Source organism: Proteiniphilum sp., from assembly GCF_040307845.1.
Classification (GTDB): Bacteria; Bacteroidota; Bacteroidia; order Bacteroidales; family Dysgonomonadaceae; genus Proteiniphilum.
Window position 1 is genome coordinate 1 of record NZ_JAWRIS010000027.1, and the last position, 16,678, is coordinate 16,678.

A 16,678-nucleotide genomic window follows, 5' to 3' on the forward strand; every position below is an offset into this window, starting at 1 on the left:
CGCCCGGCCGGGCGAACCCGGGAAACTAACTTATCTTTGAATAATAATTGTCTAAGAAAGGGGAGAAGTTAATAACTCGTGACTATCCCTATAAACTTCCTACTTACGAATATACTAATACGAGCGAAACCAACTCGATTAGAGGTGTTGAAAAATTCATTGGAAGTTTTGAATATAAAACCTTCAGAGAAGAGTGGTGGGACTGGGGAAGATTATATGATCGGAACAATTCTGAATTTTATCATTTTCTCGGTTCTGGAAGATTTTATAAGGGTCTAGCTCCTATAGGAATGCCTTCAAGAACATATTTAAATCAATCCTTTAAAAGTGTTCCGCATCCATATCCATCAGGAGCATATTAAACCTTAATATTTAATGAGGATGATTATTAATAAAATTATCCTCATTAAATGAAGGAAATTCATCGATCACTTGATATAAAATTAAGGATAATTTAATTCAGTTTAAGAATCCTTCTTGGAAAGTGGTGGTTTAATAATAAAAAATCAAATCAGGGAGGTAATCGGCACAAATTAATTAAATATGTTAGCTTGTAAACTATTTCGATTTTCATAACTATTAAAAAGATATTATTAATTTTGTAATTATGAAGAAAATGTCACTTTCAAAACGATACAACTAAAAAAACTTTAGGAGACAAACTTGTGTCTTCAAGAATTGCCCCGCAATTGGAAATATTTTATGCTAAAAGAATATGAAATTAATATCTTTCACATTTGCAATAATTCTCCTGTTCAGTTGTAATAAACATAATACAGAAGAAATTTATATCTATGAATTGAATGTCATTGGTAATACAATCCAAGTTTTCTCAGAAAAAGGAGAAGAAAGGGAATATATTATCCAGCTTACCTCAATTCCTGATATTAGTACTCACGAAGCAGAATTATTTTTAAAGTCCTCAAAAATAGATTTTATGGCAGAGAATCATAATTTTTTTTTCTCAGATTATGTTGTTAAAGATAATGCCATAAAGTTTAAAATAAGATGTAAAGAAAATGTTAATAAAAAAACAGTTGATGATAAAATTTCTATTACTGTTATTAATCAAAAATTCAGCCTTAATGAAACATTTGACTTATCTCAAGCAAGCTCAGATATCCGATATGAATATAAGATAGAATCAGAAATTACAAAAAAATTTACATTTCCTGATGAAGGAGGACTGTTTACCATTCCTTTAAAAAGCAAAAGGCTTAAATACATTAATGGCAATTATGCCTTAGAAGAACCTTGTAGCTTAAAAGGTGTACGCTATATAAGTAGTTGCATTAACGGAGCATGGGTTCACACTGATCGAATATATAACGGAAAAGCCGTTGGAGATTATATCATTGAATTAAACGCAACTCAACCTTTTAATGTAGATGGAGAATTTAGCTGGTCTATTGAATTATTATATAATGAACTTTCAATTTTTCACTTAGAAATTATTCATAATCAAACGCCCGGAGATGAATATTATATTGGGGATTTGACTCGTTTCAATTCAGAAATAATCGAATAAGAATGACTCCTATACCTTCAAAAGAAATTTTAATTGAGTTTTTGTAACTTTGCATAGTTTTAGATTTTTAGATATATGAAACCAAAAACACTTCTCCTCCTGACTTTACTATTAATTGGAACATGCCTGATATATGCACAAGCTGACTTCTACTCGATGCAGCCTCTGGGTGATAGATATATTTATAATTCTGACTATTTTGAAGAAGTTCGAGAATTACAGGTCTATAGAAGCGGGGTAGATGGAGACCTTAAAAGTGATTCATTACTTGCCATTTATGTTTTAGACGCACAATATCCTCCTACATTTAATTTATTCTGTTCAACATTTGAGTTGGTCCATCCCAATATCCCTTGTGTTATTGTGGGAATATTCAATTCAGACAGACAAAGTGAATTGACACCTCCTTTCACAGATTCTGTATCAGTAAAAGGGTATAGTGATCCGGGGCATGGGAAAGAAATGCTTTTGTCATTAACAAATGAAATAATTCCTTTTATTCAAAGAAGGTATCATGTCGGAAATAATAAGATATTGGTCGGACATTCTCTGGGTGGAACATTTGTTACTTACGCAATGATAGAGCATCCTGATTTATTTCCCTACATAATAGCTATATCTCCCAACTATAATTACAGTAAAAATATGATGATTGATAAAATGCAGTATTTTACAGAGACCTATAAGGGAGAAAAAAAACTACAAGTCTATCTAGCTCATGGACATAAGGATAAGATAGAAGAAAGTTTTAAGCCCATGATAAAACAAGCATGTTCTATCATAGAGAATAGTAGTAGAATTGAGTTGCAATACGACTCTTTAAACATTGAAAAACATAGTTCCACTATATTTGAAGGTTACTACAGAGGACTTCTAAAGATGAGCGATCTTCTCAAAAAAATTGAATAAATAAGGTTACACTACCTACACAAGTTTGAATCACTATTCTAATCCTTTATTATTACTAATTTTCGTACGCTCTCGAATAGTGTTTTGGAACTTCTTGTATGGATGTTTATCTCTTGTCGTTCCACATTTTATAGAGCGGAGTGATATCGGTTTGTTATTTGAGTTTGCGAATTGCGAAGCAAATCAGCAAAGTCAAGAGTATGCCAGCCATCAAGCCGATGGGGAATAACCATAAAAATTCTAATACAAACGCATATAGTTTAATATTTTTAGTCTGTTTGCAGTATGACTGCAACAGGACAAACAAAAATAAACTTATTACTGCAGAGATTTCCACCTGGGGGTGGATCGGAGGTTATCGATTAAATGCAATTATTTTAGGAACCATATAGGAACTAATAAAAAAGCACCCACCGAAATAAATCGATAAGTGCCTGATAATGATTGAGCGGCAAACGAGATTCGAACTCGCGACCCTCAGCTTGGGAAGCTAATGCTCTACCGACTGAGCTATTGCCGCATTACCGATACAAAAATAATCAATTTTCGTGGAATTCCTCTCTGATTCGAAAAAAATTATTTACCTTTGCAGCCACAAATTGATCGGGATGTAGCACAGTTGGCTAGCGCGCCACGTTCGGGACGTGGAGGTCGGGTGTTCGAGTCACCTCATCCCGACAATTTTTCCCCCTATCCGGCAATGGGACTATGATTGATGAATAGTCGCCCCTATGGCCGGGACAAACCTGGAACATAGATTATAAAAGGCTGAATATCAGACTTTTCATTTTATTTACAGAAAATATTTTCCCCAGTAAGGCTTCTCAATATTCGGATTTTCTTTTTCGAACAATAAAGTAGCCTTGGCTTTTTCTTCATCCGGATTTCGTTTATCAGACCTGATAAAGGGCGGCAAGCGCCGCTCAAAATCGGCCAATAGAATTACCGGACGTGGATTTTCCGGATTTTGCGCTATTGCAGTCTCGTAAAGCCGGATTACTTCTGAGAAATATTGCTGTCCGTTCACCTGAGGATTCATCGCAATCATAGCCATAAGGCAATACCCCTTCAACGTATTGATTTCTGACTGGTCAGCACTCGGAAAAACATCCATATCCTCTATCACCTTGTTAGCCTCCTCCAAAATCATCCCGTTACGCGGCGACTTTAGATCATAAAATACACTATTGACATCGCAATAAGCCACATAATAGGCTGGAAGCCATTCCGAAACATAGTTTTTTGAAATCCGGTCGAATAGATTTCGGGCTTGCTGCAAACCCTCTACTGTTTTGGCAGAATCCATCCTATTCAAAGCCAATTGCATATACTCTTCATATCGACTATCACGCACGGTCTGCGCTTGTACGAAAGAGGAGAATATCATACTCAACAGGATTGACGCTGTAATAAAAAAATTTGTCTTCATAAGAATAAATTTTGAGTTGAATCAATAAAAGTTCGACACATTGTATGCCGCATTTTTTCCGAGAGATATAAAGCACCCAATATAAAATGACTGATTTATCTGTTGTGTCAACGGATGGCTCTCATACCGGTTATTCAGAGTCCTTTTATCATTGAAAGTATATCCGTAAATGTTCTGTCGATTGAGAATATTTGAAAATCCGAGATAAATGATGGTGCGTTTGTTGGCCAGATAGACCCAGCTTGCATCCAACGAATTATAATTGGGTGTCCGGCCGTTCATAAATCCTTCACGGTTCGGGTCATGATAATAGCGACCGCTTGCAAACCGGTTACTGACACTAATGATACTCCGGATGGAAAAATTGGAGTATTTCAATGTCGCACTCGCATTATGCCGCATGGCAAACGGCGGTATATCCCTACAGGGAAAATCAAGATATTGCCGTCGTGAATCGTTGTATGAATAGGCAAGCATATACTCCCAATGTTCCAAAAAGCGGGTATCATTGAAAAAGAGGTCGATCCCTCTGCTATAACCCCTTCCTTCGGAATTGTAATGGAGAAATGGAGATATATCCTCTGAAAGATGTGGCAAATGATCATATTTTTTGTGGTAAGCCTCCAGCCGGAAGATACGATTTTCTCTTTCGTAGTAAATACCGACCAGTGCCTGCACATTGGTTTCCGGCAACAAATCAGGAGTGTATATCAACACCTCGTTATCGGCATTCTGCTGATACTTTCCCAGCACACCCGAAAATGTCAGATCACGCCACCTATACCCGAGTGCTATACGCGGCAATAATTGCCATTGTTCGCTTAGCGATGTATATTCCATACGGGCCGAAATATTCAACATCAGGTTTTTTGCCAAACCAAAATCATTGGAAATAAATGCCCCGCCGATACCATGATTGAAACTTATATCAAACAACGTGGTATCCGAATAATGAAATTGATACCGCTTAAAAAACGTTTCAACGCTCGCCGTCATTTTGTAAAAATCGTTAAATCGTTTATCAGCTTTGCTTTTCAAGTGGATCTCACGCTCTTTTGTGAAATAGGAATCATTCATTGTCCTGGCATTTTCCATATTTTGTCGATTGGATGAATAGGCGGCTCCAAAAAAATAAGAGGCTCCACTATCCAATTTTTTTCGAAAGGTGGTATTTATATATAAGTCATCGTCGGATAATTCCATATTGCGTGTGGCTGCACTGAACGGATCGGCAGACAGTAAGACAAAGCCTGCTTTACTATATGCGAGATAGCTCTTCAAATAGGTATCCTTTCCAAGTGTAAACCTGAATTGATTTTGTAATCCGATCTGTCTATAGGGACGTCGCCATTTGGATTTCAGGCTTGGGAAAAATAATTCCTTGTACAGAGTCATGTCGGTATAAGTCAAATTATAAGAGGATGAGCCGTTATGCCAGGGAATCGTGCCGCTACTCCCAAGACTCACATTCATGACATCTACTCCTACCTTTGTCACATTTGCTTCATCACGGGTATACAACGGCAATACCGCTGACAATCCCTGGGAATACTCCGGAACATACCCTCCCAATGAAAAACTGATCCCTTCGAAAAGTTGGGGAGCATACCTCCCGCGCGATCCGACGTCACCAAACGAAGCAGTGTATGGTAAAAGCACATGCATATCATCTATATAGGTCTGCGATTCACGACTCGACCCACCCCGCACCAATAACCGGCCGTCACGGTCGGGTGCCTGCATTCCCGGAAGCATGGATATCGCCTTAAAGAGATCCCCGTTCGATCCGGCAGTGGAAAGCAATTCTACCGCTTTGGTCTTATTGATAGTGGATGAATTTTTCAATGAATAATTTCCGGCATATATCACCACTTCATCCAGGTTATTGGTTTGTGGTTTTAGAAATATCTGCAAATTATCCATATTCAGAGCTTCTCCGGTCACTGAATAGGTTACATACCCGACAGACGAAACTTCAAGAGTCATCATACCAGTCCCGGAGGTTGTAAACCCAAATGTCCCGTCCGCCATAGTAGATGCACCATCCATCGTTCCTTTAATATACACGTTGGCATAAGGAACCGGTTGCCCGGCCTCATCACGCACTGTACCCGATATCTTTACCACCATTTGCGAAAAAGCAACAGCAAAGCAGGCTAACAACCAAACGGTTGCCGCTAATCGTTTTATAATAAGCATAATGCTATTTCTTTAGAGTGATTATTCCTCTTTCGGGGGATTCAGGTAACTTTGTAGCGCTTCCACATACTGCTTAAAAGCGTGCATGCCTTTCCGAGTAACACGGCAAACAGTACGCGTACGCTTACCGGAAAATCCCCGCTCCACTTCAATATAGCCGGCTTCGTTCAGTTTGTCGATCTGCACGCTGAGGTTGCCGGCTGTCGCTCCGGTCTTCTCCCGGAGATACACGAAATCGGCCTCTTCCACCGAAATAAGGATGGACATCACAGCCAGCCGCAGTTCGGAATGCAATAACGGATCGAGCGATGCAAACATACTTATTTCCTCCCTTTTGCATTGAGAATATGACCGGGAACGACCATCATCATCAGAAATACTGCGGCAAAAACCAGTATCTGGTCTACTCCTTGTGTAAATAAACAGGCAAGCGATAACACAATCCCCACGAATCCGGCAACAGCTATCGGCGTAAAGCGTATGACCAGTCCTGTGATGGCAGTGCCGCTTCCCATCAACAGGATAATGATAAACAGGATGGGTAGATTCCAGAAAAAGATAGCTACCATAGAAATCATAAAACCGGTCAGCCCTATCACCGTCCAGACATACCCGACTACCCTGTCGATATAGGTCTTCACACCCTTTTCATCTTTCCGGACAAGGAAGAACATCACCGGTCCGGCTACTAAAGGGATAAGGAACCATAAATAATGCATCCGGTAATCCCCGGTTCTCGATAAGAAGTACCATACCAACAAAGACACCACAATTGTAGTGTATCCCCAGACAAGAAAGGGCATTCCATTGCCTTTCTCCAATTTCTGCTGCGTGTTCTGAATCATTCGAGCGATCAGTTCCAAACTCTCCTTCTCGTTTAATTGTCTCTCTTCCATTGTTTTTTATTTTATTGATGTAAATCGGTTTATACTATAAACTATAATCACGCCGCAAATATAAATCAGTTTATATTATAAACCAAATAAAATTGAAAAAAATTCTATTTTTTTTGCGTTGAGATATAGAAATCTCTAAGAGAAACCTCTCAAACTGAAGATATAAGCCTATTCCTCACTCAGATCTTTCATAATTGGAATTCCGCGCTTCACACTCTGGCTGAGCGAGATCATCGTCTCCGTAGCCACTACGCCGGGTATCTCCTGAATCCGATTATTCAACAGATCCATCAGATGTTCATTATCCCGTGCAAATATCTTTACCAGTAGTGTATAAGGGCCGGTAGTGAAATGACATTCGGTTACTTCAGGAATCTTATCGAATTCCGGAATCACATTTTTATACATTGATCCTTTTTCGAGCTTCACACCGATATAGGCGCTGGAAGCATAGCCAAGCACTTTGGGATTTACATGGTATCCTGATCCGGTAATCACATCGTTTTCGATCATCCGCTGTACACGCTGGTGGATAGCGGCACGCGATACGCCGCACTGCTCCGCTACGTCCCTGAAAGGAATCCGTGCATTCTGTGAAATGATCTCCAGAATCTGACGATCTAACTTATCTATTTTTTCCATAGGTGTCTGCTTTTGATTGATCCCTCAAAAGTAATAAATTTCTATGATATTTTGACAAAATGAAGTAATTTTATTGATGAAAACACCGAATTTCTATCGATTTGCCATCAATTGGCTGTAATATCCGGCAAGTTCCATATCAAAAGGAGTAGTAATTTTAATATTGGTCTCCTCCCCTTCTACCAACTTAATTTCCATACCCCATTTCTCTGCCACCGATGCATCATCGGTAAAAGAAGGATCAAAACCGATCTCATAAGCTCTCTTCAATTCACCTGCCGGAAAGACCTGTGGAGTCTGAACAAGCCTCAACTGCTTCCGGTCGACTACCCTGCTGCCCGTTCCGGTGAGCTGGCGTACACTATTGACCTCATCCACTACGGGAATCACTCCACACTGGTTTTCGAAGGCAGTTTCAAAGCATCTCCCTATCAGCCCTGAAGTCACGAAGGGACGTGCCCCATCATGCACTCCTACTATCCCATCCCCTGTAATTTTCTCTAATCCGTTCTTCACGGAATGAAATCTGGTTTCCCCACCGGTCACCACAGTATGCGGGATAGTAAATTGATATTGTTCACACAACCGCGACCATAATGGCTGCGCTCCATACGGCAGCACCACTATAATACACATCCTATCGTCATAATCATAAAAAGCCCGGACACTTCGCATCAGCATAGGTGTACCACCGATGGGTTGGAATTGTTTGGGGAACTCGCCCCCTGCCCGGAGTCCTTTTCCTCCGGCCACTATGATTACGCTCTGCTTCTTTTCAGGGATCATACGATATCATCTAAAATTTTCTGCAGTTCCTTATCAGTTTTGGTCAGCTTTTCCTTACAAAAAGCGACCAGCTCCGACGCTCTTTTCACTTTCTCGGTAAGCGCGTCCACATCCAACTCCCCCGATTCAATCGCAGAAACAATTGTTTCGAGTTCTTTTTTGGCTTCCGTATAAGTCATTTTTCCCATATTACTTTTAAAAATCCTGTATCTTCTGAATTTACTCTTCCTGCTTCTTTATTCCGGTGACGACGGAAGTAGACGAACCATCCCTGAAGCGGGTTTCAATCACGTCATCCAAGGAAAGGCCCTGAAGAGAAGTAATGATCTTTCCATCCTTTAGCGTAAGGGTATAACCCCGTTTAAGAATATTCACAGGTGAAACCATTTGTATGAATTGTGCCCTGTTTTCCAATACATGGGATTGATACTGCAACAAATGCCTCACCCCATATTTCATTTTGTCTGAAAGTTGCTGTACGGCAGCCACCTCCCTCTGTACCATAAGAGAGGATTGATGTACCAGTTCTTTGGACAACGAGAAAAGATCCGTTTGTTCTTTCAACAAGCGGGATCCACTTTCAGACACCACCCTCTCTTCCAAACCGATAAGCTCTGTGGCAGTCCGGGTAAGGCGGGCAATAAAAAACTCCGCGACTGCCGTGGGTGTTTTCGCGCGGGTGTGTGCCACGATATCCAGTACGGTCACATCCCTCTCATGCCCAATACCACTTATCACCGGAAGTGGAAACTGCGCTACGTTGGTAGCCAGCAGATAGGAATCGAAGCAACTCAGGTCTGAGGAAGCCCCACCACCCCTGATAATGGCCACGGCATCGAATAAATCCCGGTACTGGAATATCTTCTCCAATGCTGCAATAATGGAAGCCTCGCTCCTGTCGCCCTGCATGATCGCGGGAAACAGTTTCGAATAGAAAACGAGCCCTCCGGGGTTGTTTGCCAACTGGTCACAAAAATCCTCATAACCAGCGGCAGTAGGCGACGAAATCACCGCGATCCGGTTTGCCAATTCCGGCAACGCCAATTCCCTGTTAAGCGTTAAAACACCCTCTTCTTCCAGTTGTTTCAACACGAGTTGGCGGTTACGGGCTATCTCACCGAGTGTGAAAGAGGGATCGATATCCACCACGGTCAATGAGTATCCGTAAAGTTCATGAAACTCAACCGAGACCCGCACCAATACATTCATCCCAGATGTAAACTGCTGTCCTGTCTCATTTTCGAAATAAGCAGACAACATCTGAAAGACGTTCGACCAGATCACCCCCCTTGCTTTGGCAATGATGGATTGCGTCGCAGCATCTTTTTCTATAAATTCGAGGTAACAGTGCCCGTTACGGTTACGGCGCACATCACTTGTCTCCGCCCGCATCCAATAGGTCTCCGGAAGATGAGTGCGGATGGCATCCTTCACCTGACGATTGAGTTCGGATAATGTGAGGGAGGCTTGACTCATCATCGGATCTCCACCTTATATATACGTTGCCTAAACGGTTCTTCGGTCACGAAATAAAAGAACCGGTTATTTTCGCGTATCTTGTCCTGTAGCGGGACAAGCAGTGTAGTCTCCTCTCCAAATCTATACCCGGAGATCAAATAACCCGATTCATCGAGTACCCGGAAAGAATATGACGAGGGAGAAAATACCGGTTCGGACAGGCTCACCAGATAATCGCCCGAAGACTCAGGACGAATATCCCATCCGTTGTCAGTCACCTTTTGAGAATAGACCTCCAATTTCCCCAATATCTCTTTCATTGCCTGATGGAAATCAGGAATACCATATCCATAGATGGAATCGGGACTGAGATACCTGTCGGACGACCGTTTCACAATATCTATCAATTCCGACCGGTGCAGGGTAGGATTCACTGACCACAATGAGGTTATCAGCCCAGTCAGGAAAGGAGATGAGAGGGAAGTACCGTTCGTATGTCCGAGTGCCCCATCCCGGCCAATAGTAATGGTTTCTTTTCCCACTGAAACCAAGTCGGGTTTGATACGGTAATCAGCCGTCAATCCATGTGAGCTGAAAGAGGCAATGATACTGTCCGTCCCCACTGCTCCCACAGCCAGCACATTCTTCGCATCAGCCGGAGGGGTAATCTTTTGCCATAATTTATTTCCTTCGTTGCCGGCGCTCACCACTATCAACATCCCTTTTTCGTAGGCTTTATCGGCAGCCTGCGACATCATCGACACATTTCCATCCAGTTCGGCATGTGTATAGTTCAATAACTTGTCGTCAAAAGAATTGTATCCCAGTGAAGTGTTGATAATATCCACTCCCAGGCTGTCCGCGAATTCCACTGCCCGCACCCAATAATCTTCTTCCACGGGGAACTCGCTGGTTGTGTCTTCCGACCGCAGAAGCCAATAGGTAGCCTCCGGCGCGGATCCTATCATCACACCCGGCAGGTCGGTCGCCATGGTTGACAACACTTTGGTACCGTGGTCACTGGAGGCAAATATACTCCCTGATGGCACAAAGTCCATATACCCCCCTACCCTGACCGATTCGAAACGGGGAATCACATCAAAATTGGTAAATCCCGCATCAATCACACCTACCAGCATATTCTTCCCTCTGAATCCGGCATCAGCCATAACAACAGCATTATGCATCCGGAACTGTGCATCTGTAAACCCGTATTCGGTATCAGCACCCGCAATCTCATCACAATCCACCGGCACCAAACGGGGACGGGCCTTATCTCCGGCAGGCAGCTTGTTACCCCGCCAGATATATTTTACTGAGTCGACAAACGAGAGGGATTCTATATTCCCAATCCTCAGGCTGTCGCTTACCTCTACAACAAGGGTACCGAACCATTTACTATGCGTGATGACCTTTCCTCCGGCTTTTTCAACCAATGTATGATAGTCGCGGGAGATAGGAAAGTCCGACTCGTCGATCTCCACTTTTTCTTTCTTTTTTCTTTCGATTGCCCGGGAAGAGAGGAAGGCCCCGGGATTATCGGATGAGTAAGGAATGTTCCCCTTATCTTTCAGGTAAACACGGAATTTATAATATTGCGGATAACTGGAGGTCTGCCCTGAAGAGAAAAGCGTAAAAAGAGATAAAAGAAAAACGAATAAATACCTCATTGATTCAGATCTTTTTTGGAAGAGAACCGATCTCTTATTTTCTGTCTTCTCTTAAGGATAAAGAAAAGCAACAGCGCTATCAACAAACATCCCCCGATAACGCTGAAATACTCGCTCCAGTTACCGGATGCCTTGTATCTGGGGTATGCCATGACAGCCATGACGGCAAAATAGGCAAGCAACACCAAAGGAAAAAGTATATGTCTTTTAATATTCCGGCTCATTGACTAATGATATTATATTGGCAAAACGCTCAATTCTCTCTCTTGAGATGGCCACAACCAGATCTCCCTGTTCTATCATCCGGGTAGTTACTACACGTTCCCAGAAGCTCAGTTTCAGTTTGTCGACCTCTCCTCCGAAATAATCACGCGCCACAGCTTTCCGTCTGAGGACCTCCGGAAACGCGCCGTCCAGTTGCTGCTGCGCTTTCTCTCCCGAATAAATACAGTTGATAAACAACCCGAGCCGTTTTGTGACAAGCAATTCCAGGTTTTCATTACAAAAGGATGATATCTCCTCCTGTATCTGCCCACTATGTATGGATCCCCCCACAATGACAGTATCGTATCCTGAGAGATCGGGCAGAAAGTCCCTCCTGTTCAGGTTACAGATATCTACCTTACCATCTATTCTCCTGAACAATTCCCGTGCACATTTTTCTACCGTGCCGTGATTGGATGCAAAGACAATCAGCGTATTGCCCATGAATAATTATTTCAAATTCTCCAGCGTTTCAATAAGATAATCGTAGCATTTCCCCACAGTAGCTATCTGAACCGCTTCATCAGGCGAGTGCGCCCCAATGATAGTCGGCCCGAAAGAGACAATATCCAGTTTTTGTTCCACATTCGACTGGATGATACCGCATTCCAATCCGGCATGAATCACCACCACTTTCGGCCTTTTATCATATTTCTCCAGATAAATCCTCTCCATGGTGTGCAGCAACTCGGAAGCAGCATTGGGTTGCCATCCCGGATAATCACCGCCGAACTCTACTTTTGCTCCGGCCAGATGGAAAAGGCTCTCTACGGAGGAACAAACCCAGTTCTTACGGCTTTCGGATGAACTCCTCACCAACAATTTTACTTCTACGCTATCTTCGGAAGATTGTACAAGGGCAAGGTTCAATGAGCTCTCCACCACTCCGGGGAAGTCGGCCAGATAGCTGATTACGCCATTGGGACATCCCTCCACCGCATTAATAATATCATCCTGTATCTCTTCGGGAAGGAGCGCGTCAGGCATATCGGTTCTCTCTGCCTTGAAGGAGATATTTTCTTCAATACCTGCAAAGTCTTCACGGAACAAGGTTTCATATTCACTCACCAAATCAACCAGATCCTCCGAGAGTTGTTCGGGAATGGTCAGTACCACGAATGATTCGCGCGGGATGGCATTACGCAGCGATCCACCCTGTATGCTGGCTATGCGGGCCTCGTAATTGGCCACTACATCCTTCAGGAAGCGGTTCATCAGCTTGTTTGCATTGGCTCTCCCCAAATGGATCTGCACACCGGAGTGTCCTCCCTTCAATCCCTGCAGGCTTATCTTATAAGCCACGTCACCTTCGTCGATCTCCTTATCGGGCTGGAACCGGAAGGAGACGTTCACATCCCTGCCACCGGCACAACCTATACAAAGTTCACCATCCTCTTCGGTATCGAGATTGAGCATCATTGAGCCTTCCAGAAACCCTTTTTCAATACCATTTGCACCATCCATCCCCACTTCCTCGTCGATGGTGAAAAGGGCTTCAAGTGGAGGATGTTGCAGGGAGTCGTCTTCAAGCACCGCCATCATCATGGCGCAACCGACACCATTGTCGGATCCCAACGTGGTGGAACGGGCCCTTACCCATTCTCCATCGATATAGGTTTCTATAGGATCTTTCGCAAAATCGTGTTTCACATCCGCGTTCTTTTGAGGCACCATGTCGAGGTGCGATTGCAGGATTACTCCTTTGCTGCTTTCGTAACCTTGGGATGCCGGTTTTCTGATCACCACATTCCCAACACCGTCCTGTTTGGTTTCCAGATTAAGTGATTTCCCGAATTCCATCACGAAACGGGTCACCTCTTCCATCTGTCCCGTGGGGCGGGGTATCTGGGTAAGTGAATAGAAGTGGTTCCAAACTCTTTGCGGATTTAAATTCAAAATTTCTGCTACAGCCATAATATTCTATTTTTCATTTAAGTCAGACGTTTTTTTTCTTTTCACGTACGGCATGGCGAGTACGCCAAAAAGACCGTAAAGGATCTGCCATACCGACTGGATTATAAATACCGCTCCGGCAAAGGCGAGTGCTTCTTTTTCCGCCACTCCCAGGATGAGAAGCGAAGAGATTACGACGAAATGCCAGGGTCCGATTCCTCCCTGCACAGGGACAGAAATACCTATATTGGTCATCGCGAAAACTATCAGACCTGCCAGAGGGCCAAGCTCTTTCGTGAAATCAAACGCGAAGAAACAAATGTAAAAATACAAATAAAAACAAAACCAGACCAGTATCGTGTAAATTATTATGCGTTTTTTCTCTTCCATCCTGGAGATACGAGTCAGGTCGTTTTTCAACGTATTGAAAAATTTACGTATTTTCTCCATGAAGGCCGTTTTCCTGAAGACCGTACACATTAACAGGATAGCGATCAGCAAGACAGCGAGTCCGGCATACATCCAGGCAGATGTAAAAAAATTGGTCAATCCCTCAGTCAGCTCTGAATTATCCTGCAGATAGGAGGCGAAAAAATCGATGTAGAGCAGTATACTGATAAAGATTATGCCCAATCCTGCTACAACATCTACCATCTTATCCACCAGAAAGGTCTCCAGGGTCTTCGCAAAAGGAATCTTGTCATACCGGCTCACTACCCCGCACCGCCATATATCCCCGGCACGTGGGAGCACAAAATTGACGGCATAATTGCCGAGGGTGGCATACACGAGGCTGGCACGGGGCGGGTGATATCCAAGTGAATTCACGAACAGTTCCCAACGCAATCCCCTGATATAATTTCCTATAAGCCCAAAGATAAGGGAAGAAGCGATCACGCCGATATTGGCCGATTTGATGATACTCCATAACTCCCCCATATCGGTATTCCTGTACATCGCCCAAATAATCAGTAATCCGAGCGAGAGGGAAAATAGTATCTTCAACAGACTCTTGAACGAATCCTTATTTACTTTCACCTGTTATCAGTTAATTGATATCTTACATAACTACGATTATCACCCTTAAGCAAAGGCAAGCGGACACAAACTGACCAACGATTGTATCTCTTTTTTTATGAACACATTTGTCCTGTTTTATGTAATAAAATGTTACCTTTGCGGCGGTAAAGATAAGGAATAATCGCCATATTGCAATGTTTCCGGTAAAAGCAAAGAAAAACCTGGGGCAGCATTTCCTTAAAGACAAGGATATAGCCCGCCGTATCGCGGCAACCCTCGATGAATTCCCCACGCTGCCCGTGCTGGAGGTGGGGCCTGGGACGGGTATGCTTACCGATTTCCTGCTGGCGAACGGACGGGAACTCACCGTGGTGGAGATCGACCGAGAGTCCGTGGCCTATCTCAAGGAGAATTATCCCACGTTGAACGGTAAAATTCTGGAAGAGGATTTCCTGCGGATGGATTTCAGTCGGTATTTTGACAAACCTTTCTGCCTTATCGGAAATTATCCTTACCATATCTCATCACAAATTTTTTTCAAGGTACTCGACAATAAGGACTCCGTCCCCTGCTGTTCGGGTATGATCCAAAAGGAGGTTGCGGAACGCATGGTGGCTTCACCGGGCAGTAAAACATACGGTATTCTGAGTGTCTTGCTGCAGGCATGGTACGATATAGAGTACCTCTTCACGGTGGACGAACAGGCGTTTATCCCTCCGCCCAAGGTCAAATCGGCAGTTGTGCGGCTTACCCGTAACAAGCGAAAGCAACTCAACTGCAATGAGAAGTTATTCAAAATGGTAGTGAAGACAGGATTCAACCAGCGACGAAAGATGCTTCGCAACTCCGTCAAGTCACTACTATCCGAAGAGAGCCCTTTGCCCGACGACCCTATGCTAATGAAACGACCCGAGCAGCTGTCGATCGAGCAATTCGAAGCACTGGCCAACCTGTTGGAACCGCTGGTCAGTCAAGCCCCCCGGACAAGAGATAGACCATTTTTGAACTAATTTGAATCACGATTAAAAAAGAGACACCATGGCGGAAGTAAAACTTTTTTATCATAAAGACGGTATCGTGAGATTGAGCCGCAGCCTCGATTTCTTAAAGTCAAACCCCATCGGGAATTTTTTGTGGATCGACCTCAACGACGTGGATGAAGAGGTAGAAAACGAACTCGAAGATTTCCTCAAAATATACATCCAGGAAGAAGAAGAGATGATCGAGATCGAGATGTCGTCGCGTTATATAGAAACGAACGACACGTTGGTGGTCAACTCCAACTTCCTTTTATCCAACTTCGAAACCGATCCGGTATCGTTTATCCTCAAGAACAATATTTTAGTGACTGTCCGCAGCCAGGAGTTAATCTCTTTCCATGAGACGGTAAAGAAGATATCGGCTAACCCGCGAAATTATCCTACGGGGGCACATGTCCTGGTAGCACTCCTGGAAACGCGCGTGGAGTTCGATGCCGACATGATCGAGAACATGACCCAAAAGATCACCCAGTTAAGTAATACCCTTACCTTACAGGAAGCCGATGAGGAACTGCTGTCGGAAATCAAAAACCTACAGGAAAAAACGATGATGCTCCGCGAGAATATTATCGACAAGCAACGTACCGTATCGAGTATGCTGCGGAGCGAATTTATCCCGGTAGAATTACAGCCCAAGCTCTCCATTATCATCAAGGACATCAATTCGCTGGTAGAGCATATCAAGTTCAGTTTCGACCGTCTCGACTATCTACAGGATACTTTCCTCGGGTATGTAAACATCGAACAGAACAAGATCATCAAGATATTCACCATCGTTTCGGTAATCTTTATGCCGCCCACACTCATTGCAAGCATCTACGGAATGAACTTCGACATTATGCCGGAACTCAATAAAAAATGGGGGTATCCCGGGGCCATCATCCTGATGGTGGCCTCGTCGCTCTTTATCCTCTATTATTTCAGGAAGAAGAAGTGGCTTTGAG

The 16,678-nt window shown here is 43.3% G+C and carries 17 protein-coding genes and 2 tRNA genes; 5 read left to right on the plus strand and 14 right to left on the minus strand.

Going from position 1 to position 16,678, the window contains the following annotated elements; genetic code table 11:
- Positions 1-715 precede the first annotated feature (715 nt).
- Positions 716-1,528, plus strand: coding sequence for a hypothetical protein (locus ABV001_RS05995; RefSeq protein ID WP_352421961.1), 813 nt, complete (start codon positions 716-718; stop codon positions 1,526-1,528).
- Between the two features lie 75 nt (positions 1,529-1,603).
- The gene (locus ABV001_RS06000) at positions 1,604-2,437 is read left to right on the plus strand and encodes an alpha/beta hydrolase (RefSeq protein WP_352421962.1); all 834 of its coding nucleotides are present in this window, start codon (positions 1,604-1,606) and stop codon (positions 2,435-2,437) included.
- A 447-nt stretch (positions 2,438-2,884) separates the two neighbouring features.
- Here the strand turns inward: ABV001_RS06000 and ABV001_RS06005 are convergent.
- Positions 2,885-2,957 (minus strand) — tRNA-Gly (locus tag ABV001_RS06005).
- An 84-nt stretch (positions 2,958-3,041) separates the two neighbouring features.
- On the opposite strand from ABV001_RS06005, the gene ABV001_RS06010 reads away from it, so the two are divergent.
- A tRNA-Pro gene (locus ABV001_RS06010) sits at positions 3,042-3,115 on the plus strand.
- A gap of 115 nt (positions 3,116-3,230) precedes the next feature.
- Here the strand turns inward: ABV001_RS06010 and ABV001_RS06015 are convergent.
- The 13 genes from ABV001_RS06015 to ABV001_RS06075 form a co-directional block, all read right to left on the minus strand.
- Positions 3,231-3,866, minus strand: coding sequence for a hypothetical protein (locus tag ABV001_RS06015; protein ID WP_294080689.1), 636 nt, complete (start codon positions 3,864-3,866; stop codon positions 3,231-3,233).
- A 21-nt stretch (positions 3,867-3,887) separates the two neighbouring features.
- Positions 3,888-6,065, minus strand: a complete 2,178-nt coding sequence (locus tag ABV001_RS06020; protein ID WP_352421963.1) for a TonB-dependent receptor — start codon at positions 6,063-6,065, stop codon at positions 3,888-3,890.
- 21 nt (positions 6,066-6,086) lie between these two features.
- Positions 6,087-6,383, minus strand: a complete 297-nt coding sequence (locus tag ABV001_RS06025; RefSeq protein ID WP_294080686.1) for a winged helix-turn-helix domain-containing protein — start codon at positions 6,381-6,383, stop codon at positions 6,087-6,089.
- A gap of 2 nt (positions 6,384-6,385) precedes the next feature.
- Positions 6,386-6,961, minus strand: coding sequence for a hypothetical protein (locus tag ABV001_RS06030; protein ID WP_294080684.1), 576 nt, complete (start codon positions 6,959-6,961; stop codon positions 6,386-6,388).
- Between the two features lie 168 nt (positions 6,962-7,129).
- Entirely contained in the window at positions 7,130-7,603 is a 474-nt protein-coding gene (locus ABV001_RS06035) for an Lrp/AsnC family transcriptional regulator (protein WP_323423765.1), read from the minus strand.
- Positions 7,604-7,696: 93 nt separating this feature from the next.
- Complete coding sequence (locus ABV001_RS06040) at positions 7,697-8,389, minus strand: 2-C-methyl-D-erythritol 4-phosphate cytidylyltransferase (protein ID WP_352421964.1); 693 nt, start codon at positions 8,387-8,389, stop codon at positions 7,697-7,699.
- Entirely contained in the window at positions 8,386-8,577 is a 192-nt protein-coding gene (xseB, locus tag ABV001_RS06045; protein WP_323423767.1) for an exodeoxyribonuclease VII small subunit, read from the minus strand. Before xseB ends, ABV001_RS06040 begins: the two co-directional genes overlap by 4 nt.
- A gap of 31 nt (positions 8,578-8,608) precedes the next feature.
- Entirely contained in the window at positions 8,609-9,865 is a 1,257-nt protein-coding gene (gene xseA, locus ABV001_RS06050; protein ID WP_352422117.1) for an exodeoxyribonuclease VII large subunit, read from the minus strand.
- The gene (locus tag ABV001_RS06055) at positions 9,865-11,517 is read right to left on the minus strand and encodes a S8 family serine peptidase (protein ID WP_352421965.1); all 1,653 of its coding nucleotides are present in this window, start codon (positions 11,515-11,517) and stop codon (positions 9,865-9,867) included. The genes xseA and ABV001_RS06055 overlap by 1 nt, the downstream gene beginning before the upstream one ends.
- Positions 11,514-11,741, minus strand: a complete 228-nt coding sequence (locus ABV001_RS06060; RefSeq protein WP_352421966.1) for an LPXTG cell wall anchor domain-containing protein — start codon at positions 11,739-11,741, stop codon at positions 11,514-11,516. Before ABV001_RS06060 ends, ABV001_RS06055 begins: the two co-directional genes overlap by 4 nt.
- The gene (locus ABV001_RS06065; protein ID WP_352421967.1) at positions 11,725-12,225 is read right to left on the minus strand and encodes a flavodoxin domain-containing protein; all 501 of its coding nucleotides are present in this window, start codon (positions 12,223-12,225) and stop codon (positions 11,725-11,727) included. The genes ABV001_RS06060 and ABV001_RS06065 overlap by 17 nt, the downstream gene beginning before the upstream one ends.
- Positions 12,226-12,231: 6 nt before the next feature.
- Positions 12,232-13,695, minus strand: coding sequence for an aminoacyl-histidine dipeptidase (locus ABV001_RS06070; protein ID WP_352421968.1), 1,464 nt, complete (start codon positions 13,693-13,695; stop codon positions 12,232-12,234).
- 6 nt (positions 13,696-13,701) lie between these two features.
- Positions 13,702-14,712: a lysylphosphatidylglycerol synthase transmembrane domain-containing protein gene (locus ABV001_RS06075; protein WP_352421969.1), complete on the minus strand. Its 1,011-nt coding sequence runs from the start codon at positions 14,710-14,712 to the stop codon at positions 13,702-13,704.
- Between the two features lie 176 nt (positions 14,713-14,888).
- Here ABV001_RS06075 and rsmA point away from each other — a divergent pair, with 176 nt between their 5' ends.
- Together rsmA and corA are read left to right on the plus strand one after the other, a co-directional pair.
- Positions 14,889-15,704: a 16S rRNA (adenine(1518)-N(6)/adenine(1519)-N(6))-dimethyltransferase RsmA gene (gene rsmA, locus ABV001_RS06080; RefSeq protein WP_352421970.1), complete on the plus strand. Its 816-nt coding sequence runs from the start codon at positions 14,889-14,891 to the stop codon at positions 15,702-15,704.
- Positions 15,705-15,732: 28 nt separating this feature from the next.
- Positions 15,733-16,677: a magnesium/cobalt transporter CorA gene (gene corA / locus ABV001_RS06085; RefSeq protein WP_352421971.1), complete on the plus strand. Its 945-nt coding sequence runs from the start codon at positions 15,733-15,735 to the stop codon at positions 16,675-16,677.
- Position 16,678: the final 1 nt, after the last annotated feature.